At 63.1% G+C, this 21,620-nt stretch carries 19 protein-coding genes; 12 read left to right on the top strand and 7 right to left on the bottom strand.

Going from position 1 to position 21,620, the window contains the following annotated elements; genetic code table 11:
• Nucleotide 1: 1 nt before the first annotated feature.
• The 5 genes from C0R46_RS11425 to C0R46_RS11405 form a co-directional block, all read right to left on the bottom strand.
• A complete protein-coding gene (locus C0R46_RS11425) occupies nucleotides 2-1,819 on the bottom strand; it encodes an ATP-dependent helicase (protein WP_102959718.1) in 1,818 nt (605 codons plus the stop codon).
• Complete coding sequence (locus C0R46_RS11420) at nucleotides 1,806-3,590, bottom strand: ATP-dependent nuclease (protein ID WP_102959717.1); 1,785 nt, start codon at nucleotides 3,588-3,590, stop codon at nucleotides 1,806-1,808. The genes C0R46_RS11425 and C0R46_RS11420 overlap by 14 nt, the downstream gene beginning before the upstream one ends.
• 20 nt (nucleotides 3,591-3,610) lie before the next feature.
• Nucleotides 3,611-4,630, bottom strand: coding sequence for a nucleotidyl transferase AbiEii/AbiGii toxin family protein (locus C0R46_RS11415; RefSeq protein WP_102959716.1), 1,020 nt, complete (start codon nucleotides 4,628-4,630; stop codon nucleotides 3,611-3,613).
• Nucleotides 4,623-5,216, bottom strand: coding sequence for a DUF6088 family protein (locus C0R46_RS11410; protein ID WP_102959798.1), 594 nt, complete (start codon nucleotides 5,214-5,216; stop codon nucleotides 4,623-4,625). Before C0R46_RS11410 ends, C0R46_RS11415 begins: the two co-directional genes overlap by 8 nt.
• A 95-nt stretch (nucleotides 5,217-5,311) precedes the next feature.
• Nucleotides 5,312-6,445: an SAVED domain-containing protein gene (locus C0R46_RS11405; RefSeq protein WP_102959715.1), complete on the bottom strand. Its 1,134-nt coding sequence runs from the start codon at nucleotides 6,443-6,445 to the stop codon at nucleotides 5,312-5,314.
• Between the two features lie 108 nt (nucleotides 6,446-6,553).
• On the opposite strand from C0R46_RS11405, the gene C0R46_RS11400 reads away from it, so the two are divergent.
• From C0R46_RS11400 to C0R46_RS11390, 3 genes are read left to right on the top strand one after another with little or no spacing between them, the layout of a single operon-like run.
• A complete protein-coding gene (locus C0R46_RS11400; protein WP_198598301.1) occupies nucleotides 6,554-7,771 on the top strand; it encodes a nucleotidyltransferase domain-containing protein in 1,218 nt (405 codons plus the stop codon).
• Nucleotides 7,768-9,492 carry a ThiF family adenylyltransferase gene (locus C0R46_RS11395; protein ID WP_102959714.1) on the top strand — a complete coding sequence of 575 codons (1,725 nt, stop codon included), beginning with the start codon at nucleotides 7,768-7,770 and terminating at the stop codon, nucleotides 9,490-9,492. Before C0R46_RS11400 ends, C0R46_RS11395 begins: the two co-directional genes overlap by 4 nt.
• Entirely contained in the window at nucleotides 9,467-9,925 is a 459-nt protein-coding gene (locus C0R46_RS11390) for a M67 family metallopeptidase (protein ID WP_102959713.1), read from the top strand. Before C0R46_RS11395 ends, C0R46_RS11390 begins: the two co-directional genes overlap by 26 nt.
• 95 nt (nucleotides 9,926-10,020) lie before the next feature.
• On the opposite strand, the gene C0R46_RS11385 is transcribed toward C0R46_RS11390, so the two are convergent.
• Both C0R46_RS11385 and C0R46_RS11380 read right to left on the bottom strand, forming a co-directional pair.
• The gene (locus C0R46_RS11385; protein WP_102959712.1) at nucleotides 10,021-10,707 is read right to left on the bottom strand and encodes a hypothetical protein; all 687 of its coding nucleotides are present in this window, start codon (nucleotides 10,705-10,707) and stop codon (nucleotides 10,021-10,023) included.
• On the bottom strand, nucleotides 10,704-11,981 hold the full coding sequence (locus tag C0R46_RS11380; RefSeq protein WP_157944625.1) for a PDDEXK family nuclease: 1,278 nt from the start codon (nucleotides 11,979-11,981) through the stop codon (nucleotides 10,704-10,706). The genes C0R46_RS11385 and C0R46_RS11380 overlap by 4 nt, the downstream gene beginning before the upstream one ends.
• Before the next feature lie 377 nt (nucleotides 11,982-12,358).
• Here C0R46_RS11380 and C0R46_RS11375 point away from each other — a divergent pair, with 377 nt between their 5' ends.
• From C0R46_RS11375 to C0R46_RS20790, 9 genes are all read left to right on the top strand, one after another.
• The gene (locus C0R46_RS11375; protein WP_102959710.1) at nucleotides 12,359-12,913 is read left to right on the top strand and encodes a hypothetical protein; all 555 of its coding nucleotides are present in this window, start codon (nucleotides 12,359-12,361) and stop codon (nucleotides 12,911-12,913) included.
• A gap of 28 nt (nucleotides 12,914-12,941) precedes the next feature.
• On the top strand, nucleotides 12,942-13,283 hold the full coding sequence (locus tag C0R46_RS11370; RefSeq protein ID WP_102959709.1) for a hypothetical protein: 342 nt from the start codon (nucleotides 12,942-12,944) through the stop codon (nucleotides 13,281-13,283).
• A 3-nt stretch (nucleotides 13,284-13,286) separates the two neighbouring features.
• On the top strand, nucleotides 13,287-13,787 hold the full coding sequence (locus tag C0R46_RS11365; protein WP_102959708.1) for a hypothetical protein: 501 nt from the start codon (nucleotides 13,287-13,289) through the stop codon (nucleotides 13,785-13,787).
• A 51-nt stretch (nucleotides 13,788-13,838) separates the two neighbouring features.
• A complete protein-coding gene (locus tag C0R46_RS11360; protein ID WP_102959707.1) occupies nucleotides 13,839-14,528 on the top strand; it encodes a Fic family protein in 690 nt (229 codons plus the stop codon).
• A 182-nt stretch (nucleotides 14,529-14,710) separates the two neighbouring features.
• The gene (locus C0R46_RS11355) at nucleotides 14,711-15,907 is read left to right on the top strand and encodes a DUF932 domain-containing protein (protein WP_102959706.1); all 1,197 of its coding nucleotides are present in this window, start codon (nucleotides 14,711-14,713) and stop codon (nucleotides 15,905-15,907) included.
• A 197-nt stretch (nucleotides 15,908-16,104) separates the two neighbouring features.
• The gene (locus C0R46_RS11350; protein WP_198598299.1) at nucleotides 16,105-18,213 is read left to right on the top strand and encodes a ParB/RepB/Spo0J family partition protein; all 2,109 of its coding nucleotides are present in this window, start codon (nucleotides 16,105-16,107) and stop codon (nucleotides 18,211-18,213) included.
• 64 nt (nucleotides 18,214-18,277) lie between these two features.
• Nucleotides 18,278-19,312 carry a DUF7146 domain-containing protein gene (locus C0R46_RS11345; protein ID WP_102959704.1) on the top strand — a complete coding sequence of 345 codons (1,035 nt, stop codon included), beginning with the start codon at nucleotides 18,278-18,280 and terminating at the stop codon, nucleotides 19,310-19,312.
• Between the two features lie 298 nt (nucleotides 19,313-19,610).
• Nucleotides 19,611-20,534, top strand: coding sequence for a DUF2493 domain-containing protein (locus tag C0R46_RS11340; RefSeq protein ID WP_102959796.1), 924 nt, complete (start codon nucleotides 19,611-19,613; stop codon nucleotides 20,532-20,534).
• 115 nt (nucleotides 20,535-20,649) lie between these two features.
• Nucleotides 20,650-21,606: a hypothetical protein gene (locus tag C0R46_RS20790; protein WP_157944624.1), complete on the top strand. Its 957-nt coding sequence runs from the start codon at nucleotides 20,650-20,652 to the stop codon at nucleotides 21,604-21,606.
• Nucleotides 21,607-21,620: the final 14 nt, after the last annotated feature.

Here is a 21,620-nt window from a genome sequence, read left to right as displayed (position 1 = left end):
GTTAGTCGCCCTCAGCCTCCTGCATCCGCGCTTCAAGCTCGTTCAGGAACGGGGAGCGCCCCCAATGCATCCTCCCGCTGCGCGTATCGACATATCCGGAATACAGCATGTGGATTTCATCCCGGGCCCGCGTCAGACCCACATAGAACAGGCGCCGGCTTTCGCGCCGAGCCGCTGGTAGTTCGTTGCGCCACGGCAAGCTGCCCAGATCGAGGCCTACCATGATCACCACGTCGTATTCGCAGCCCTTGGCGGAGTGCAGCGTCAGAAGATTCAGATGGAGCGGGGAGCCGTCACGACCGCCAAGGCTCGCGAGATCGAGATCCGCCAGCGGCCCACCAAGAGCAAGCGCGGCCGACATGCGGTCGACCTGTTCGCGCTGATCCGCCACGCTCGGCTCGGCCGCCATCAATGCGTCGAGCATTCCCGCTCGCAGCGCGGCTAAGAAGTCTCGGGCGAGCCCTTCTTCAACCCGGAGCGACCAAAGAAGCCGAGTGAGGCTTTGCAACTCTGCGCGGGCCTCCGCATCCGAAATCCGAGCGCGATGGAAACCGATCCACCGATCCAAAAGGCCACGCAACTGCGGCCGCGCCTCGCGCCAGCCACCCGCGCACCAAGCGGCGCAGTCTTCAATCCAGCTCGTGAGTGCGACCTTTCGATAAGGCGCCGCCGTGTCGACGCGCACAAAGTCAAGGCCCGCGGCCGCGACAGCTTCCGCCACCACGTCGCCGGCTCGATAGTCCCGGTAGAGGATGGCGATGTCGCCGAGCGCACGTCCCGGTTTGGCGGCAAGCGCCGCCGGAATGATCTCGGCAACCGCATGCGCGGCCTGACCTTCCAAGCCATCATTGCATTCAACGAAGGCGATCACCGCCTGGCGATCCGGGTCGTTCGATTGGTAGCCCCGAACCTCGCCGAGCGCCATTTCCGAGGCGCTGACGATCCGCGAGGCTGAGCGATAGTTAAGCTGAAGCTGAACGCGCTCGACATCGTCGCGCTCGGCCAGTTCCTGCAGCAAGGCTCCGTCCGCGCCGGTGAAGCCGTAGATCGATTGGTCCGGGTCTCCGACCGCAAAGAGGCGGACACCTCCGTCAAAGGCCACGCGCTTGACGATGCGATGCAACGCCACGCCGAGATCCTGATACTCATCGACCGCCAGGACAGGGAATTTCGCCTGAAGCAGCGGGAGCACCCAATCGTGCTCCGAGACCAGCCGTTGGCCAAAAATCACAAGGTCATCGAAATCGACGAGACCTGTTCGCCGCAGCTCGGCTTCATAGCCCTCGGCCCAGGCAGCAAGCTCCTCCTCATCTGTCCAGGCTTCCGACGCCCTATCCAAAATCGATCGCCGATGACGCCCCAGGTCCATCGGCTTGTTCGGATGACCTACGCCGAAGAGCCTGTCTCCGATCCGTTTCATAGCCTGGTCACTCTGCCGTTGCGTGGCGACCGCAAGCGGAAATGGAACCGGCAGATCGGCAAGACGGCCATAGGGCATCAACAGATGCCTCAGACAAAAACCATGGACGGTGCCGATGAAAAGGTTCGGCGCCTCTCGCAGGCCCAGCCGTTCGAGCCGACGCGTCAACTCGCGGGCGCACTCCTGGCTATAGGTGATGCATGCCGCACCGCGCGGCGCGTGCACATCTTCAGCCATGATCCGGGCGAGCTTGAGAACCAGCGTTTTGGTTTTGCCGCTGCCGGGGCCAGCAAGCACAACGCAATGTCCCGTCGAGTCATATGCCGCCTGTTGGCCCGGATTGCTGGCCAGGTCAGCCGCTTGGGCGAGATATGCAGCGCTGACACTACGCAATGGCATCGCGGATGTGCTCCAGCGCCTGCCGAATGTAATCCGGGCACGTATCTTCATCGACGTGAGGCGCAAGCGCCTGGGCGAAGCGCCCCTTGCCGATCCGTTCGATGAGCTTGATCAAGCGCTCCTCATCGAGCGTATCGGTGTCGTCGACCCAGCCCTGAATCAGGTCGCGGGTGGCCTGATTGATCGACAACTCCTCCTCGATCACTCCCTGCATCGCTTCCGCTAGCCCGCCACAGAACAGCTCCGGCTCAAGCGTGTTGCTGTTGACGAAATAGCCGAACGGCTCGGCGCGGGCGATCACAGCATCCGCGTCTAGCGGCGTGTAGTTCACGCCGTTCTCGACCAAGCGCAGCACATTAATCAGACGGCGCCGCACCAACGGTGGGTTCGCTCCGTTCGGATCACGATCAGTCAGGATGACGTGCGGAATATTCAGGCCTTGCGGACCGAGCAACTTCACGTATGGCGTGAAGTTAGTGCCGCTTACCGAGCAGACCGTAATGCCCAGCATGTCGAGCGGAATGCCCAGCGCCTCAGCGAATGCCGGGATGAGAAACCGCTCAGCATCGCCTTCGACCAGGATGACGCCGCGCGCGAAGAAGATCTCGCCGCGGCTGACATCGATGTAACGCTGGAGGTCGGCCTCATCGCGTTCGGTCAGCGGAGCCGTCGCCGTCGAGACGGCGGTCGTGGCATCCTCGGCGGCGTCGTGACGGAGCAGGACGATCGATCGGATCGGTGTGACGCTGGCGATATGCGGCGAGTGTGTAGTGAGGATGGTCGTGAGAGGCGGCGTGTCTTCTTGGTCATTTGCAGTACCGCCGAGGAAGTAGCGATAAACAAGCCGCTGCACATGCGGGTGAAGATGCGCCTCGGGCTCTTCGACCACGAAGAAGGTGTGGTCGCGCTCGCCATCAGTCACCAAACGATCGAGCTCGAGGCTCTTCAACGCCAGGAAGATCAGGTTGGCGGTTCCGAGGCTGGCGTCGCCAACGCCGCGCGCTCCATTGTCGATCAGCAGACGCAGGCTGCGCAGCAGCGCATCGACTCGCGTCGGAGCCAGGCCGAGCGTGAGCGGGACGGCGTGCTGCTCGCCCGCAATTGCGATCAGCCGGTCGCTGATGCGTTGTGCCGTGGTAACCACCTCGGCATGGCCGGCAAGTTCGGCTTGAGCCTCGTTGACCTGTTGCTGAATTTCCTCGCGAGCATCTTCGTCGAGAGAAGTCGCCAACTGCTCGATCAACGGTCTCAGTGGCGAGTTGCGCCAACTCGACAAGTCCTTCTCGGCATCGCGCAGCGCAACTTGCACGTCGAGCGGCAACATCCGGCGCAAGGACGACCCGATCGCCATGTCGGGATCGTCGCCGCCGAAAATGACGTACTCGTAGTCGGCCAGGCTTTCCGGATCGCGACCGAGATTTGCCTTGGGCTGGAATCGGTATGTGAGGCGCGCGACCATGGGCGGACCCGGGTCCACCACGCAGTCGTTGAGATGCGCCATCAAGCGCGGGTCGCCGGTGAAATCCGTCAGATCGACAGAGATTTCGATCGTCTGACCGAGCTTGTCCTCACCCAGGCCATCCCAGAAATGTTCGAGCCCAAGCTGGCGGTCGCGTTCCGATAACCCGGGATCGAGGATCAGTTGGAGGGCGCGAATGAAGTTACTCTTGCCGACCTTGTTCTCACCGACGATGACGATGCTGTCGCCCGTTTCGACATCGATCTCCGAGAAGTTTGCGAAGTTGCTTATTTTTATGCGTGAGATGCGCACACTTCTCTCCCCCCATTTTTTTATGATTGGTCGCGCCGGTTGACCCGGTCAGCGATCTCCGCGCATCGCGCCATGAGCGCATCGAAAGATTCCGCGTCATCGAGAAGCAGACCATCATCGACCATGCGGGCATAGTCGTCGCTGAGGGTCTTCAGCGCCTCGCCAGCCGGTACGAGGCAGAGGCCTCCATTGACTGCTGCCGCATAATCGATCGGTTCGCGGTCGACCGCCTTCTCGGCGAAGAACATTGCCTTGTGACGCGCGACGGCGTTCGCCAGCTCGCGGTCGTCGAACGCAGCTTGCGCAAGACCTGCATCGTCCAATCGCACGACGTCATGCCAATGACGGGCAAAGCGCTCGCCACGAAGGCGCTGTTGCAGGCAGAAGACGTGGATCGCGGTCGCCTTTTCCCAGAACGTCCGCTCGGCGTGCATCACGCGTGGCCGAGCGGTCGGAAAGACCACGCCGTCCACCATCCCGGCGGCGTCGCAGGTGACATCGCGCAGGCTCGCCGGCTCGCCGGTAGAACGCGCGCCGAATTCGAGCATGACGCTCGGCGCCACATACCCCGAGCCCGTCGTCATCGCCTCATAGTCGATGAAGAGCTTGTCAACGTCGATCCGGATCGACGCCGCCAGCGGTCCGGCCGCCAGGGCTTCAGCGATCACCGGCTGAACGGCCTCCGCTATCCATTCCGGCAGGCGCTTGCGCACCTCGCTCGTCCAGCGCTTCTCTTCGCTTCGCGACGTCGGCAGCGCTTCGCCATTGTCACCGACGAGATCAGGCGCCAGCACGCGGATGTCGTAGGTCAGATCGACGTCCTCGGAAAACCGCCGGATCACGCCGTAAGCCTTCGAGAGCGACGTGCCGCCCTTGAACACCAGATGCTCGCCGAGAGACGAGCCGTAGAGCGTCGCCAGCGCCCAAACCACCCACGCATCCTTCTCCAGAAGATGCGCAGGCCGCCCCGAGCGGTCGGCAGCGACGCTCAATGCTTCCCGACGATCAGCGGCCGGAAGGAGGAGGAAGGCGTCAGCCATGCGCGACCTTCCCCACGCTGCGCGCGAGCCAGGTCGGAAGCTGCGGGGCGGCTGCGACCAGCTCGCTGAACGCAGCGGCCGGAAGCTTCCGCTTCAGGGTGTGAAGAGCGGCCTCGGCCTTCTCCGGTCCGAGCCAGGCCAGCGCCCGCACCGCCTGGCCTGCAGGCCGGTGCGGCATGGCGAGTTGCCAGCGCGGGGCATGGCGAAGTTCGACGATCTGCTTGCCAAGGCTCATCTTCCGGCTGCGGCCGGATGTTAGATAAACCGACCGGACCGGCACTTGCGTGGTGAGGCCAAGGCTATTGGCGGCGGTGGCGCCGCTAGAGACGATAACCTCGCCGCGCTGCGCGGCTAGCGCCTCGACCGCCTGATCCACAGACGGCGCCCTTGTGCCGAACCGGCTCGTGATCGGGCGCAGATAGACGCCGCGACCCGCCCGGATCAGTTGGCCCCGCTCGGTCAGGCGCGACAAGGCCTGATCCACCGCGGCACGATTGCCGAGATGAAGCAAGCTCTTAGCGGCGACGGGCGCGCCCTCCGGCAGCCCCTCCGCATGCTCAAGAATCTGTTCGCTCAAGCGCTGCATGGCCATGTCTCCTGTCAGAAATATACGCGGTTTTCTGACAGTTTTCAAGCGGGAGGCTGGCCTCGACCACTAGCCGTGGGGCAGCTTCCTCGGCGCTACTCGCCTATTTTCAAGGTCGGGATGAAGCCGCCGACAGAACGGTTCTGGTCATAAATATGAAGCGGCAAATCCGCCTTTGGCATCAGCACCCGTCCAACCTCGACCGCCGCCGATGTCGGGAGCGCCGGGAAAACGTTGATGGTGGCCTGTTCGCCGTGCACGGCCTTGATCCGATCGAACAGACGCCGAAGATGACGCTTGAACTCCACCAGATCCTCAGGCCGCCGCATAATGTCGTTATGCGGGTTCTCCGCCGTCAAAGACCAGATGGCGACATCATCGCCGAGCACGGCGCGGATACGATCATCCGTCACTGTCGCGCTTAGCGCCAGCTTCAACGCAACGCTGGAGGCTGCTGGTCCGGCATGTTCCCCAACGCGGAAGTTTATCGCAGGTTGGTTGGGCTGCCAGCGCCAGGTCGCAGGCTCGCGATGTCGCTGGTGAACCATGACCGGAACGATGTCACCCAGGAGATGCCCTAGCTGGATGAGCAGCGGCTGCGGCGCCAAGGCGAAGACACTGAGCTGCTTGATCTCTTTCTGCTCAATGCGCTCCTTCACCTTGCGACCGAAAACGCGGCGGAGATTATCCTGCTGAACACTCCAGTAGCTCTCTTCGTGATCAGCGTAGTCACTTCCGACCAGTTCGATATCGATCGTTCGCCCTTCAGCGGGGTGCCTGTCGGGCGGCATGGCCATGAAGATCGAACGGGTCGAAACCAGTGCGTCCCGCTGGCCAATATCGGCCGCAAAGCGGAGCACGTGCGCGGCACGCTCCTGCGCCATGCCGGTGACGATCGCAATTCGATCCTCATGCTCCGCCTTCATTTCGAGGAGGACATCTTCCGGATGATCCGCGAGATAATCGACGTCCACGCCCTTATGATGCTTGGCGCAAAGCAGCATCAGATTGTTCAGATCTTTTGCGAGCGCGGGTGAGCGAACCGGGTCCCCGCGGGGCCCATCGGCGCTGTCGGCAACGATGTGGGCTATGAAACCGAACTTCCCGTCCTCGCGACCGGCCATCAGGTCGCCGATCAGTTCCTCATTGCATGCCCGGTATTCGCACCGACCCCCGGCCTTGGCCCAGAGAGCGGTCTGAATTTTGTGGGGGATTTGCGTTTTTGCCATAGTGAAGTTCCGATCCGACTCTGTATAGTGTTCACGTTTTATCCTCAAAGCTCAACCGCGCAGTTCGACAATCCACACGCGGCTCCTGGGCAAACTTGGAGACCGCCTGTGGACCAGCAGACGCTCACTCGCGAGAGCGAGGAATTCCTGGAAGACCTCGCCGAAGAGCTGAGCGTGCCGCCCAGCCGCTACGAGCAGGCAGAGCGCAGCTATAAGTCGCTTGGGGATTGGCTCCATCGCGACGCATCGAGCGTCCGGCAATACGGCCCCAAGGTATACGTTCAGGGCTCGTTTCGGCTCGGCATAACTATCCGTCCTGCCAACGAGGCCGAGGAATACGACATCGACTCGGTCTGTGAGTTTCAAAAGCTGTCCAAGGCATCCCTCAGCCAGCAGCAGTTGAAGATCCTGCTCGGCGCAGAGATCGAGGCCTATCGCAAAGCGCAGAGCATGAACAAGCCGCTGCGCGAGGGTCGTCGGTGCTGGGTTCTGGATTATGCCGACGGCGCTCAGTTCCACATGGACGTGGTGCCGTCAGTCCCCAATGCGCAAAGCGCCCGCATCCTCCTGGAAACCCGGGGTCTCGATGCGCGGTGGACCGCGACGGCGATTGCCATCACCGATAATGAATGCCCGACCTACACTGTCGTCACCGACGATTGGCCGCGGTCGAACCCCAAAGGCTACAGCGAGTGGTTCAAAAGCCGGATGGCCGCCGCTCTCGAACGGCGCAAACGCATGTTGGCGGAGAGCACACGGGCCAGCGTCGAGCAGATCCCGGACTACAAGGTGCGCACGCCCTTGCAGGCCGCCATCATGATCCTGAAACGCCACCGTGATCATAGCTTCGAGCACCGCAAGGAGGAACGGCCGATATCGGTGATTATCACCACGCTTGCGGCACATTCCTACAATGGCGAGGAAACGATCGGTCAGGCCTTGGTCGCGATCCTGACCGGCATGGATAAGCATATCCTCTGGCATAATAACCAGTATTGGATTCCGAACCCGACCGACCCCTTGGAAAATTTTGCCGACAAATGGGCGGAGCATCCGGAGCGGGCCAAGGCGTTTTACGAGTGGTTGCAGAAGGCCAGGACGGAATTTGCTCAAGCCGCGCGTTCGAACGACAGGACACTCATCACTGAAACGGTGGGCCGGGGCGTCGGAGGCTCCTTGGCCGACCGCGCAGCGCGCCGCCGTCAGCCGCCGGCACGCCCTGCGCTACTGAAAACCGCATCGGTGGCGCCGGCCAGTGCAGGTCTGTCCTTTCCCGACAAGAGCCGCGTTCCAACGAAGCCGCAGGGGTTCGGCAGCGCGGAATGATTTGGTGGCTCGAAAACCCGGCACGGGCCCGATCCGAACGTCAGGGCGTCGCCGAGCTCGCCGAACGCGTGAGCTGGCTCAGAAACGTTCGCTGGTATCTGTCGAATAGCGCCGCGCTGGCCGTCGACTTCGAGATCGACCATGACGGCCAGAGCGTTCCGCTCACGATGTCCTATGCCGAATTTCATCCCAACGCCCCGCCGATCGTGGTCCCTCGCGATGGCAGTCGGCTGTCGAGTCATCAGTACGGCGCCGGGGGAAATCTCTGCCTGGAACATCGCGCGGACAACTGGCAGACCACGATCACCGGCGCCATGATGATCGAAAGCGCTCATCGGCTGATCGTCGGTGAACGCGATGTCGATGGCCCCGAATTGCCCTCGGCCCATTCCGTTTCGCTTGGTCAAAGCGTTCGTGGCTCGTACTTCCGGTTCCTGCTCACGTCGCCACTCGCAGAGCGGCTGAACGCGATTGAGCCTGGCCAATCCGTAGAAATCGGCATTGCGGAAAAGTACCATGCTGAAACGTTCACCGTCATGATCGCCGAGATCGATGGTGCCACGGACGTCCGAGCTTGGCCGCCAGGGATTCGTGAGACGACCAAGCGAGGCCACGCCATTCGGCTCCCGGCTGGGTCAGCCATGCCGGCGGCGACACAAGACAGCATCGCGAACCTGCTCGGCGACCTCGGGTTCGCAGCGCTCCGCGAGCAGGTCTTGGCCGCAAGCGGCGAGATGGACCTGGTGCTGGTATCCGGAACCGATGTCGGCCACTTCTATGCCTATGACGGCAGTCAGAAGCGCTATTTCGGGCGCTCGCGGATCCTGAACGTCGGCGCCGGCACCCGGCTCCCCGAGAGCTATGCTGTTCTCGCGGGCAAAAGTGTCGCCATCGTCGGATGCGGCTCCCTCGGATCCAAGGTCGCCGCGATGCTGGTGCGCGCGGGGGTCAGCCAATTCACGCTCGTCGACGACGACATCCTATTCGCGGCCAACATCGTCCGAAACGAGCTTGGTGCTGCCGCAGTCGGTGCCCACAAGGTCGATGCGCTCAAGGCCCGCCTCACGGATATTGCAGGAACGGTCGACATCATAGGGCGGCGCGTCGCGTTGGGTGGACAGGAAAGCGCAGATTCCACCGACTCCGTTATGTCGGCCTTGCGTGCCTGCGACCTGATTATCGACGCAACGGCCGACGCGCATTGCTTCAACTTTTGCGCCGCGGTCGCCAGGGAGAGTCTGAAACCATTCATATGGGGAGAAGTGTTTGCTGGCGGGATCGGCGGCCTCGTTGCACGCGTTCGATCGGGTCACGAACCTGAGCCCCAGACAGCTCGTAACCAGATCAACGGGTGGTGCGAAGCCCATGGCATACCTGCTCCACTCGCAGGCCTTGCTGCGCCATATGCGGCGGCGGCGGGAGATGGCATGCCGCTCGTAGCGGACGATGCCGAAGTTGCTATTATCGCGGGGCATCTGACGCGTTTCGCAACGGACGTCCTTGTCTGCCCTGACGAAAGCGCTTTTCCCGTTCCGGCCTACGCAATCGGCCTCCGTCGGGCTTGGATTTTCTCCGATCCATTCGAGACGTGGCCCATCAGGCTCGTGGGATCTGAACCTTGGAAAGTCAAGCAAGACTCCGCGTCCGCAGCGGAGAGCCTGGAATTGCTTCGTGAACTCTTACCTTCGGCGTTCAATGGTCACGATCAGCCTTCCAAGTGACCAACGGGCCCGCTTTCGCAAATGTCTGAGGCGTGCCGGAAGGCGCGAGATCGGCGGCATCCTGATGGGCGAGCAAGTCGCACCCGACCATTTCCGTATCGTGGATTTCTCAGTTGACGCCACGACCGGAACGGCTGCTCACTTCGTTCGCAGCCCTCACCATCATACCGAAGCTCTCGAGGCCTTCTTTCAAAAGACCGGATCTGATTTCAGCCGCTTCAACTATCTCGGCGAATGGCATTCTCATCCTAGCTTCCCCGTGAGACCAAGCCGGGAGGACATGACGTCAATGCAAAGTCTGGTGGACGGCGAGCGGGACATAGACTTTTCCGCTTTGATGATCGTCAGACTGCGATGCCTCCTCCTCCTGGAAGCCTCTGCTTACATGTTCATCCGACATAGGGTGCCTGGGCACGTCGCACTCACCACCTGATGACGGCTCCTAGCTCTTCAGCTTGTACTTCCTGTGAAAGGAAGCCCGCCAGTGGCCGCAACGCACGCCGCGCACGCGTCGCTCGCCCTGCTCACCTAGTCATCGGCGCCTGCGTCCGGCTCCGCGATCAACTCCTCCGCCAGTTCCGAAAGCCACGGCGAGACATCCTCAATCTCCACTGCGCCGGCGCGGACCGCGTAATAGTCGCCGACCGTTCGGAACACCTCGCCAAAGCGATCCGCGAACATCTTCTGCAGCTTGTCGTTCCGGCTTAGCACACTCGACAGGGCGCGGCCGCCCCGCAGGAACTTGAGCGCATGTTCGGTGCCGAGCAGATAGAGGTATTTTCGCTTCGCTGTCGGATGCTCGGCGAGCAGCAGATAATCCTTGAACACGGAATTCTGGCGGATCGACTCCGCGCCGCCCCGCCATCGTATGAATTTGAACTCGGCGACCCGAAGGTTGGTCTCCAAATCGAAATCGCGCCCGGTATTTCCGGCGCCGAGCGACACGTATTCGACCCGCTCGTCCGGCTCGAGGATGTGCGGAAGGCAGAGCAGGATCCCGAGCGCATGGATGGTGACATTGATCTGGCCAGCCAGGCGCTTCATCTCGGCGGCCGCAGCCAGCGCCTCACGACCCACCCCAGCGCCCTCAAGAAAGCTTGCGCAATCCTCCGCCGCAACGCCGCGTACCGCGCTCTCAATCCGCGCAAGAGTCTGCGTCAGATCGGGGCCTGTGAACCGTATGAGCAGGTCGCGAATATCCGCAGGGTTCATCATGAGGCCGCCTGGCCGGCGAAGCGAAGCCGATCGATCTGATTGTAGTTGATCACCGCGGGGTTGGCGCCGATCACCGGAAATCGGCTGACCACGTAATGCACGACCTTGTCCATTCCTAGTGCCTGTTTCAGGAGATGCTCGCGGCCGCGCTCCTTCTTCAGGGCGCGCTCATAATAATTCGTCAGGGATTGGTTATATCGGACGAACAGCGCGCGCTCCGCCTCAATCTTCGACAGATCAACCCAGTTATTCTTGCACTGGATGTTGAAGATGACGCCGCCGCGCGTGGCGACGACATCGAATTCCTTCCGATTGATCCGCTTGATGTCCGTCACGGCGAAGCCCAAGCCGTCGAGGTCGCGCTTCACCATGTCCTCGAAAATGAAGCCGGCATGGATCTGGAAGCGCCGGCGGCTGCCGAGGTGGACATTCTTGAACGCGTAGAGGAAGCGCGACAGAAGATTGACGTTCGACACGACCCTGTCCCCAAGGTCCAGGAACGGCTGATAGGCATTGGTGTTCGTCGCATAGTCCGAGGGCTTGTTGACGAGGAGCGTCTCAAGCTCCGCGGGATCGAGCGCGGATTGCGCGCGAAGCATCGAGCGGAACTTCTCCTTTCCGATCTCGACGTAATAGTCGTCGCGGCAATGGCGTGCGAAGGCGACCACCAGCAGGCCCATGGCGGAAAAATCAGAGTCCTTCAGGCCGAAGGTCTCGTAGGTCGCCCCGATCAGCTTCACGCCATTGCGCAGTTCGGCGGCCGAAAAGATCTTCGTTCGATCCAGCGGCTCCATGGCGGGCATCATGAACTGGTCGCCGCGCAGCTCCGCCATCACATGGATCGATGCGCGCTCCGGTTCGAGGAAATAGTCGTCCAAGGTCTCGAAGCCGTGGCTCGCCATAGCGCCGATGTGGTCGACCTCCAGACTGAAATCCGGCAGGGCCTCAAGCAGCGCAAGCTTCTGATGGAAGCCGGTGATGGCGATGCAGCTATGCTCGACCTGCGGCATGAGAACGGTCAGGGCATCGTAGGGCTGGAGAACAAGCGAACCGGAACAGGCGTAGGGCATGGTGTAGAGCAGCGAGACAAAGTGCCTTCGCCGCGACTGAAAATAGTCGACGGCGCTGCCGATCGTGTCGAGCGTGATACTTGCGCTGCGAGCGTCGAGGCCGTGCTGGGCAAAGGCCGCCCCCATGGCGCCGGCGTAGAGCATGACCCGTGTGAAGCGAGAGACGACGGACAGCTCGAGATAGGGTGCGAGCGCCTGGCGCACCGCCAACCATGTCGGCCCCGGGTTTGAAACAAACGCATCGTCCAGCCGGATCGCGCACAACCAAGCCCGGAGCCCATCGTCGGCGATCCCGAATTTCGGGAGATTGATGAATTCTTCCACGGCTCGGATCGTCTCGTGCCAAGCGGCTATCGCATCATCGCGCCGATATTGGGCAAGAACCGAAAGCACGCCGTTGCCGTGTGCGGCCAACTGGCTTTCGACCAGCGCCCTCGCTTCAGGTCCCGATATCGTCCGCATGGCACCACCAACCTCAAGCATGGCCGCGCCTTCCTCCTCACTTGGTCGCGGATTATCCGCAACAGCCATTGACAGGCACTTATAACCGGGCAAATATGCCCGGTGAAGGAGGCCCCGTTATGTTTGCCTATAGCCCCGAGAAATTTGCGTCGCTCTATGCGTCCGAGCTTGGTCAGCGCATCTGGGCCTTCGTCACCCTGCCTGAAAACGTCGCTCGGCTGGAGACGGCGTCCCAACTCAGCAAGCCCGCGGTCGAAGGCATCGAAGAACAGCTCCTCGCCGAATTCCGCGAGGACATCCTGGCCGATCGCGTCAAGCAGATGGTCGGCCATATGGTTCGCCAGATTCTGGAGCAGCAGGGTTGGGTCCTCGACCAGGCCGACGTGAAGGTTCAGTCCGTGCCGTTCAGCAAGGCGGCGCGCTATCGGCGGCCGGATTGGGTCACGTTCCACGCTTTTCGCAGCACCAGCGACCCGCGCGACGTCGCCATCACCGACCGACGGCAGAATGCGCCGCTGCCTACCGACACCCGCTGGACCTACTACGCGACATTCGCCAGCCCACTCAAAGCGGCCGTGGCCTTCAACATCCGCGACATCCGGCAGCTGCGCCAGCAGGTCCATTCTCACGGCTATCAGCGCGTGCGGATCGAACGCATGCTCCGCCGCGCCTGAGCGGCGAAGCATCATAGGGGAAGGACATATGGCGATCACGGCCAAGGACGTCGAAGAACTGCACACCTACGCCAATGGCGTGATGGGGCGTGCCGATCATCATGCCGGCAAGGTGAAGGGTATCGCCTTGGCGCTGCTCGGCGGAATCATCTGGCGCGGCGAGCCCGATTCCATCCGGATTCGCCGCTTCGCCGGCAGCCCGGCCAACATGCTATGGGTGAACATCGCGGGTAAGACCTACGTCTTCGCCTACAACCATGAGACCGAGAAGATCGAAATCCGCGACCGCACCCAGACCGGCGCGGTGCTGCACGCGTTCGACGACAGCAACACGGCCGCCGATATCGAAGCGGCCTTTCGGGCGCTTTGAACGATGCTCGTCGCGCGCGCCCAGCTCAACTTCATCCGCGACCTCGTCGCGCGCTTCGAGCGCGACGACAACATGATGCGACCGGTCGCCGACTACCAATCCCAATATGTGGCGATCATCGCCCTCCTCCGCTCCGTCGGTCATGTGTTCGAGAAAGTGGACTGCGGCGACGCCGGCCGGCGCGCCTGGAGCAAGGCGCAGTGGTCGACCTGGAAGCAGGAGCCGATCTTCGGCGACTTCATCGAACCGACGCGCAACGCTCTTCTGAAAGAGTTCCAAGGCGGGCTGCAACTGCGCAGCGAGGCGTTCGGTCCGATTGCGGTGGTCGCCGATCCGGCAGTGCCAGGTGGCGTGTCCCACGTCGCTGGATTCGATGCCCGTGAGGTTCGCGACATCATGGGCAGACCTGTCCTGCCAAAGCTTCATGCCGCGATAGCCTTTTGGGATCGCTGCCTGAAGGAGGCCGAGGCCGCCTTTGGTGAAACCTCTGCACCCCCGCACTAGACGGCGCTGAACCATCAAAAACGCAGGTGCCTCGCACGCCGGAGCGATCGAATGACCTCATCACCGCCGCTTTGGCAAGCTCACGCCGCGGCCGCCTACGACTCCACGATGACGACCCGATGCGCGGCGCTATTGGCGGAAATTGTCGCCGACCCCAATCGCCGACAGGCGATCTTTTCAGATCCGCGCGATCTTCATCGTGAGCTGTTCGCGTCTTTCGCGCCGCCGGACCACGGCGAATATGCCGGCGCCTATCGCGGCACCGCTGGAACTGCGCTGTCCAATCGGAGAATTTCCGCCTACAGCCAGATGGAGCCCGGAAAACAGTATGAATTCTGCCTGCCGGGCGAGGTGCCCGCCCGCATGGATCAGCTTCTGCAGCAAACCCGTGAACTGATTGGCGATGAGAGCACTGACGACTTCGGCAAGCTGATAGCGTTGACCTACACATTCTGCTGGTTCGGGAAGATCCACCCGTTCCTTGATGGCAATGGGCATGTGCAGCGCGCCATCTTCGCGGCGATGGCAACCGAACTCGGCTACCCGCTCTCTGCACGCTTCGCCATTCATCCGCGGCCCTATGACCGGTTGCTGGCGACCGCCCTGGAGATTTTCACGAGAGCGCCCGTTGGCGAGGAGAATGGCGAACTCGGGTTGGTGGCCGAATATCTCGCCTTTTTTCTTGACGGTCCGTTCAACGCACCGCGCAAGCATGTCGGGACGGTGTCGCCTTACGCATAGACGAAGCCTCCGGACTGGTCGTTGAGGGGAAAGCCTTCCCCTGCGGCCGAGCCATGCGTCTCGTCCGACCCCTTCTGCGGGGAGACCCCGCAACGCCCCCGAGAGTGAGAGTGCGGACGCGTTTTCCGTGACGGGTTGAGGGTTGGAGGAGAGGCCTCCGGCGCCCGTCGTGGAGACTAGCCATGACGCATGTGGAGATTCTGGACGCCGCTGGCGACCGCGCTGGCGGCTACAAGGTGGATGTGAGCCGCGGCGAGCGGATCGGCCGTGTATCGTCGGAATGGTTCTCGCGGCCGGCCGACGAGCGTTATCTGTCCCTGTCGGACCTCTATGCCGCCGTGCATGGACGGACCGAACGCAGCCGCACTCGAACCGTCGAGAGCGCGGCGATCCGGGTCGAGGCGAGCCGCGACGATGCCGAGCGCCTGGCGCTCATGCTGCCCGGGTCCGACGCGCCGGTCACTCCGACGCATTGGAGCTTCGGCCAGCTCGCCGGTTTGGTCGGCGCGCCCGCGGCTTATCTGCGCCAGCTTCCCGCACCACTCGCCGGGATCAATCTGCAGTACGGGCTGACCTCCCATCGCGCCGAGCAGGTGAAGACGCTCGAGATCGAAGATGGCCGCGTCGAGCTGCGCGCCGTCACCGGGCCCGACTATGGCCGCATCTTCGACCATGAGTTGGTCGCAGCCGTGCAGCGCATTGCGGGCAATGGCACGGGCGACACCCGCTGGAAGGTGCCGGGCGTCCTCGACTGGTCGACAGGCATCTACAATCCGCGCGTCGACATCACCCAGGGCACCACGACACTCTACGCCTCTGATCGCGACGTTTTCCTCTTCCTGGTCGACGATCTGAATCCCATCGAGGCCGGCAGGCTGCCCGACGGTTCGCCCGACCTCTACTTCCGCGGCTTCTACTGCTGGAATTCCGAGGTCGGCGCCAAGACGCTCGGCATGGCGAGCTTCTATCTCCGCGCCGTCTGCCAGAATCGCAATCTGTGGGGCGTCGAGGATTTCGAGGAGATCACCATCCGCCACTCGAAATACGCCGCTTCCCGCTTCGCGCATGAGGCGGCGCCGGCGCTGACCCGCTTCGCCAATTCCTCGCCGCTCCCCTTCGTCAACGGCATCAGAGCGGCGCGGGAGAAGATCGTCGCCCGCTCCGACGAGGACCGCAGCGACTTCCTGCGCAAGCGCGGCTTCTCCAAGGCCGAGACGGCGAAGATCATCGAGACCGTCTTGGCCGAGGAAGGCCGCAAGCCCGAGAGCGTATTCGACTTCGTGCAGGGCATCACCGCGATCGCGCGGGATAAGACTCAGCAGGACGCGCGGCTCGACTTGGAGGCGCGGGCCAAGAAGCTGCTCGACCGGGCGGCCTGAGTCCCGGAAAGCCGGAGATGCGGAAAGGCGTGTTTCCGGCTTTCAGCCGATGCCGGCTAATTGGGAGTCGAAGGTGCGCTAATTGGAAGTCATCGGTTCTGCGGCGCTGCCCTCTAGAGTGAGAGGGCGGTGCTGCGCTTCGTGACGAGTTGATGCCGAGAGAGAGGCTTTCGGCGCTCGTCGCGGAGTACATCCCGATGGCTACCCCTGTTCAGAAGATCACCCTCTCGCCCTCGCGCGACATCCCCTTCAACAAGCTCTTGCTCTCCCAGTCGAACGTCCGGCGCGTGAAGGCCGGCGTCTCGGTCGAGGAGCTGGCCGACGATATCGCCCGCCGCGGCCTCTTGCAGGGCCTGAGCGTGCGCGCTGTCGTCGACCAAGCCGGCGTCGAGACCGGCATGTTCGAAATCCCGGCCGGTGGCCGGCGTTACCGGGCGCTGGAACTGCTTGTGAAGCAGAAGCGCCTCGCCAAGACTGCGCCGGTCCCGTGCATCGTCCGCGACGGCGGCATCGCGGAGGAGGACTCGCTCGCCGAGAACGTCCAGCGCGCGCCGTTGCACCCGCTCGACCAGTTCCGGGCGTTCTTGGCGCTGCGCGAGAAAGGCCAGTCCGAGGAGGAGATCGCCGCCGCCTTCTTCGTCTCGGTCAACGTGGTGAAGCAGCGGCTGAAGCTCGCCTCGGTCTCGCCGGCGCTGCTCGACGTCTATGCCGAGGACGGCATGACGCTCGACCAGCTGATGGCCTTCACCGTCTCCGGCGACCAGGAACGCCAGGAACAGGTCTTCGAGCGCCTGAAGGTCTCCTACGACAAGCAGCCCTACGTCATCCGCCGCATGCTGACTGAAGGCGCGGTCCGCGCCTCCGACAAGCGGGCGCTGTTCATCGGCCTCGACGCCTATGTGGCGGCGGGCGGCACCGTGCTGCGCGACCTGTTCCAGGGCGATGATGGCGGCTGGCTGCAGGATGTGCCGCTCGTCGACCAGATGGTGGCCGACAAGCTGAAGGCGGACGCCGAGGCGATCGCCGCCGAAGGCTGGAAGTGGATCGAGGTCGCGCCGGACTTCGCCTACGGCCAAGCCTTCGGTCTGCGCCAGCTTCGCGGCGAGGCCATGCCGCTGACCGCCGAAGAAGAAGCGAGCCGCGACGCGCTCCAGGCCGAGTTCGACCGGCTTTCCGAGGAATACCTGGACCCCGACGAGCTTCCGGATGAAGCGGATGAGCGCCTGTCGGAGCTGGAGACGCTGATCGAGGGTTTCGACAACCGTCCCGTGCTGTTCGACGTGGCCGAGATCGCTCGCGCCGGCGCTTTCGTTAGCATCGGTGCCGACGGCCAGCTTCGTGTCGAACGGGGCTATGTCCGGCCGGAAGACGAATTGGCGGCCGAACCCGCGTCCGAGTCGGACGAGGACGGCGACGATGAACGCGCTGTCGCCGCAAGCTACGAGGGCGACGAGGCCGTCGTGACGGCGGAGCCCGACGCCGAACTGGAGGAGCACGAGGGTCTCTCGCCCATCTCCGACCGCCTGATGACCGAGCTGACCTCGCATCGGACGCTTGGCCTGCGCAACGCGCTCGGCGAGCGACCGGACGTCGCCTTCATCGCGGCGCTGCACGTCCTGACGCTGAAGACCTTCTACCACTACGGCTCGGATAGCTGCCTCGAACTCGATCTGAAGAGCGTCAGCTTCGGGGCGCAGGCGCCGGGGCTCAACGACAGCGCATCGGCCGAGGCGATCCGCGTGCGTCACGAGAGCTGGTCGAAGGCACTTCCCAAGGAATCGGCCGAACTCTGGGACACCCTGCAGGAGTGGGACCGCGACAGCCAGGCGGCCCTGTTCGCCCACATCGTCAGCCTCTCGGTCAACGCGGTGTACGAGCCCTGGAACCGGCGGCCCCGTGCGGCCGCCCATGCCGACCGGCTGGCGCAGGCGGTCGACCTCGACATGGTCGCCGCGGGCTGGAAGCCCACCGTGGACAACTTCCTCGGCCGGGTGACGAAGGCTCGCATCCTTCAGGCGGTTTCCCAGGCGAAGGGGCAGCGCGCCGCCGATCGGATCGAGCATCTGAAGAAGGGCGACATGGCGGCGGAGGCGGAGACGCTGCTCAGCGATAGCGGCTGGTTGCCTGAGCCGCTTCGCACCGCCGAGCGAAGCGCGTCGAATGTCGAACCCGCCGCGATCGGCGAAACCATTGAGGCGTTCGCACAATCGACGGCAATCGAGGGCGAAACGGCCATAGCCGAGGACGAGCCCTTCGCGGAGGATGAGATAGCCGACGACATCCCCCACGCGGTCGCGGCAGAATAAACCGTCAACGACTTGCGAGACTGGCCCGCCGGAGACGGCGGGCCTTTTCGCATGGGATACGACCATGAACCAAAATCCGCATGATCTTGCACGTCGCCTCGCCGATCGTGCCGAGACGGTGTGCCGGCACTACCTTTCCAGCGGACGCCGCGAGGGCGGCTATTGGCTGGTTGGCGATGTGCGCAACACGCCCGGCCGCTCGATGTACGTCCGGCTCAAGGACACGCCCAAAGGCCCAGCCGGCAAATGGACCGACGCAGCGACCGGCGAGCATGGCGATCTCCTCGACGTCATCCGCGAAAGCTGCGGCCTGCTCGATTTCAAGGACGTCACGGACGAGGCGCGGACCTTCCTCAGCATGCCACCGCCGGAGCCGGAATCTCGCCAGCAACCGCGGCAAAGCCCGGGGCCGCATGGGTCGCCCGAGGCCTCCCTTCGGCTGGTCCGCATGTCGCAGCCGATCTACGGCACGCTCGTACAGGCGTATTTACGCGAACGCGGCATTACGGATTTACGCGGAACCGGAAGCCTGCATTTCCACCCGCGCTGCTACTATCGGCCCGACGAGCATTCGCCGACCGAGACCTGGCCGGCGATGATCGCGGCCGTCACGGACCTCGACGGCAAGATCACCGGGGCGCATCGCACTTGGCTCGATCCCCGCCGACGCGACAAGGCGCCGATCGACACGCCGAGGCGGGCCATGGGTGATCTTCTTGGTAACGCGGTCCGCTTCGGCATCGGTGGCGAGGTGATGGCGGCCGGCGAAGGCATCGAGACCGTCCTGTCGCTCCGGCAGGCTGTTCCCTCCATGCCGATGCTGGCGGCGCTCTCAGCCGCTCATCTCGCCGCCATCCTGTTCCCCGACACGCTACGGCGGCTCTACATCGTCCGCGACAACGATCCGGCCGGTGACGGCGCGCGCGATACCCTGATCGAACGAGCGAACGCGACCGGGATCGAAGCGATCGTCATCTCGCCCGAGTTGGACGACTTCAACGAGGACCTGCGCACCCTCGGCCTGGATGCCCTGCGCATGGAAGCCCGGTTGCAGATCGCACCGCAGGACGTCGCCCGCTTCATGGCGTTAGCGGCATAGCCCGGCAGGAGAACGGGCCTGCGGTTCGCCGCCGTGCCCGGAGGATGCGTCAATCCGTCGGAGGGGGACCGCGCCTCGGCCTTCGAGAGGGCGATCGGCCCACGAGCCGGCCAGCCGGGCAATGGCGGCGGCCGACTATTTTCCGGCGCGGCCTGACGGCCGCTTTCCATCGCGAGGCAAAATAGCCGGCCTTAGCCATCGAGCCCTGCGCTTGCGCTCCGGGTGCCCGGCCGTCCGGCCCGTGGGCTTCGTCGCCATGAAGGCCGCGACGGTCGCGGTCCCACCGACGGAGCATCCCATGCGCGATCACGACGACTTCGAACCGCACCACGAATCCTCACCCACCGACCATGCCCTCAACGAACTCCAGCTCCACGGCTACCGACCCTTCACCGACGAGCCCGACCAGCGGCTACTGCCTGACGGCAACCAGGTCGCAGGCGCTGTCGCCGACATCTTCGACGCCCTGATCGGCACCCTGGAGGACACACGCCTCGAACCCGACCTCGACGATCTCCTCTGGTCGACCGTCAACGTCTTCCACCGCGCCACCGACCGGATCGGCCGGGAACTGGACGACAACGAGCAGGCCCAGAAGCGGGCGCAGCGCGAACAGGACGGCAGCGAGGTGAAATCCGTCGAACTGGAGCGCTTGATCGCCGAGGGCATGACGCTGATCGAGCGCCAGAACGCCTTCGAGCTAATGCGCGACCAAGCCGCGGAACACTATGAGCGCCACGTCGGCAAGACTTGGCTTCCGCGCAGCGGATCGAAGGTCAACCATCGCAATCTCACCTCGGCGATGATCGACAGCCGCGACTTCCTGATGGCGAAGAAGCGCGCAGACCAGGAGGTACTCCTGCCGCCGGGCCCGAAGATCGTCGTCACCGGCGGGCTCGACTTCGATGACCACCGGCTGATCTGGGCCAAGCTCGATCAGGTCCACGAGAAGCATCCCGACATGGTGCTGATCCACGGCAAATCGCCGAAGGGCGCCGAGAAGATCGCCTCGCTCTGGGCAAAGAATCGAAACGTCCCGCAGATCGGCTTCGCGCCCGACTGGACGAAGCACGGCCGGGCAGCACCCTTCAAGCGCAACGACGAGATCCTGGAGATCGTGCCCAAGGGCGTGATGCACTTCCCGGGCACCGGCATCCACGACAACCTCGCCGATAAGGCCAAGAAGCTCGGCATCCCTGTCTGGAAGTTCGGCGGCGCGTAAGCGCCGCCCTACCTTGAAGCACTGGTGACCTTTCCGTCGAAGCTCTCGAATGTAAAAGGGGTCAGTTCTGTCGTAATATCGCGGCTTTAGCACCTATCGGAGCAGCCCTTATATCATGACACTCGTAAGCGTTCGGCTAGACAGCAGCTTTGGAATTCATCGCATCACCGCCTTGGCAGATAGCCGAGCCTCGATTGGACGCGAAGACGGCACTTTCAAAACGGTCAATGACACGACAACCAAGCTGTTTGCCCTCCCTATCCGCTGTTTCCGACTGGACGGTCTGACGCCCGGCATCGGCTCCTGGGATGATCCCTATTACGAAACTCAAGTCGGGCTCGGTTTCTCAGGGTCATGTTTTGAGTGCCTCTCGCTCGTTGCGCACATCTCCCGAGCGTTCGGCGCGCTGATCGCGCCGCAAGGCGACGAACCTAGACCGGAAGCCGGAGGCCTGATGAACTTGGCAGGAACACTCATCACCGATTACTTCGACAAGCATAGTGGGGATGGAAAGCCGGTGGCGCTCTTCCTGCTCTTCGGCTTTGACGACGGAAGGCCGTGGGTCGCGAAGCTGACGTGGCGCGCCGCTACGGGCCTCCGTCAAGAATTGATTTGGGCCGACGAAAATACCCTCATGACAATCGGCCGAGACACGTTGTTCGAGCAATATGCAAGTAAACTCAGAAGCAAAGTGAATAAGCACAGAGATGACGTCCGAGCCAAATCCGCCAATGCGCAGGACCGCGACATTCACGAACTACGCGTAGCTCAGCACGATGTGGCCGACAAGAAGCTCGTGGAAGAAGGAATGCTGCGGGACATCGAAAATGAGTATTTCGGCTCGATTGGCGGCGTCCTGCAGCGTCTCGAACTGAGTTGTCAGGACGGCAACGTGTCCGCCGGCTACACGCGAGACGACCAACCCTATATCGACGGTTCGCAATGGTCTGTCACGACACGAGGAGCCCTCGCTCCTATTCCGATCGTCGAGAAGATGGGACGACAGATCAGGCCATGGCCCGCGAAGGATGAGGACGACAAAATGCCGGGTGCTGGGATATCGGCTCCATGACGCTCGTTCCGATC

The organism is Mangrovicella endophytica (assembly GCF_002893625.1).
Classification (GTDB): Bacteria; Pseudomonadota; Alphaproteobacteria; order Rhizobiales; family Rhizobiaceae; genus Mangrovicella; species Mangrovicella endophytica.
Note: the sequence above shows the minus strand (reverse complement) of the source record. Positions and strands in the feature narration are given on the sequence as shown.

Coding starts and splice junctions, on each gene's coding strand:
- C0R46_RS11425 (WP_102959718.1), bottom strand. CDS start 1,819: ATGCCATTGCGTAGTGTCAGCGCTGCATATCTCGCCCAAGCGGCTGAC.
- C0R46_RS11415 (WP_102959716.1), bottom strand. CDS start 4,630: ATGGCTGACGCCTTCCTCCTCCTTCCGGCCGCTGATCGTCGGGAAGCA.
- C0R46_RS11410 (WP_102959798.1), bottom strand. CDS start 5,216: ATGCAGCGCTTGAGCGAACAGATTCTTGAGCATGCGGAGGGGCTGCCG.
- C0R46_RS11405 (WP_102959715.1), bottom strand. CDS start 6,445: ATGGCAAAAACGCAAATCCCCCACAAAATTCAGACCGCTCTCTGGGCC.
- C0R46_RS11395 (WP_102959714.1), top strand. CDS start 7,768: ATGATTTGGTGGCTCGAAAACCCGGCACGGGCCCGATCCGAACGTCAG.
- C0R46_RS11390 (WP_102959713.1), top strand. CDS start 9,467: ATGGTCACGATCAGCCTTCCAAGTGACCAACGGGCCCGCTTTCGCAAA.
- C0R46_RS11385 (WP_102959712.1), bottom strand. CDS start 10,707: ATGATGAACCCTGCGGATATTCGCGACCTGCTCATACGGTTCACAGGC.
- C0R46_RS11375 (WP_102959710.1), top strand. CDS start 12,359: ATGTTTGCCTATAGCCCCGAGAAATTTGCGTCGCTCTATGCGTCCGAG.
- C0R46_RS11370 (WP_102959709.1), top strand. CDS start 12,942: ATGGCGATCACGGCCAAGGACGTCGAAGAACTGCACACCTACGCCAAT.
- C0R46_RS11365 (WP_102959708.1), top strand. CDS start 13,287: ATGCTCGTCGCGCGCGCCCAGCTCAACTTCATCCGCGACCTCGTCGCG.
- C0R46_RS11360 (WP_102959707.1), top strand. CDS start 13,839: ATGACCTCATCACCGCCGCTTTGGCAAGCTCACGCCGCGGCCGCCTAC.
- C0R46_RS11355 (WP_102959706.1), top strand. CDS start 14,711: ATGACGCATGTGGAGATTCTGGACGCCGCTGGCGACCGCGCTGGCGGC.
- C0R46_RS11350 (WP_198598299.1), top strand. CDS start 16,105: ATGGCTACCCCTGTTCAGAAGATCACCCTCTCGCCCTCGCGCGACATC.
- C0R46_RS11345 (WP_102959704.1), top strand. CDS start 18,278: ATGAACCAAAATCCGCATGATCTTGCACGTCGCCTCGCCGATCGTGCC.
- C0R46_RS11340 (WP_102959796.1), top strand. CDS start 19,611: ATGCGCGATCACGACGACTTCGAACCGCACCACGAATCCTCACCCACC.
- C0R46_RS20790 (WP_157944624.1), top strand. CDS start 20,650: ATGACACTCGTAAGCGTTCGGCTAGACAGCAGCTTTGGAATTCATCGC.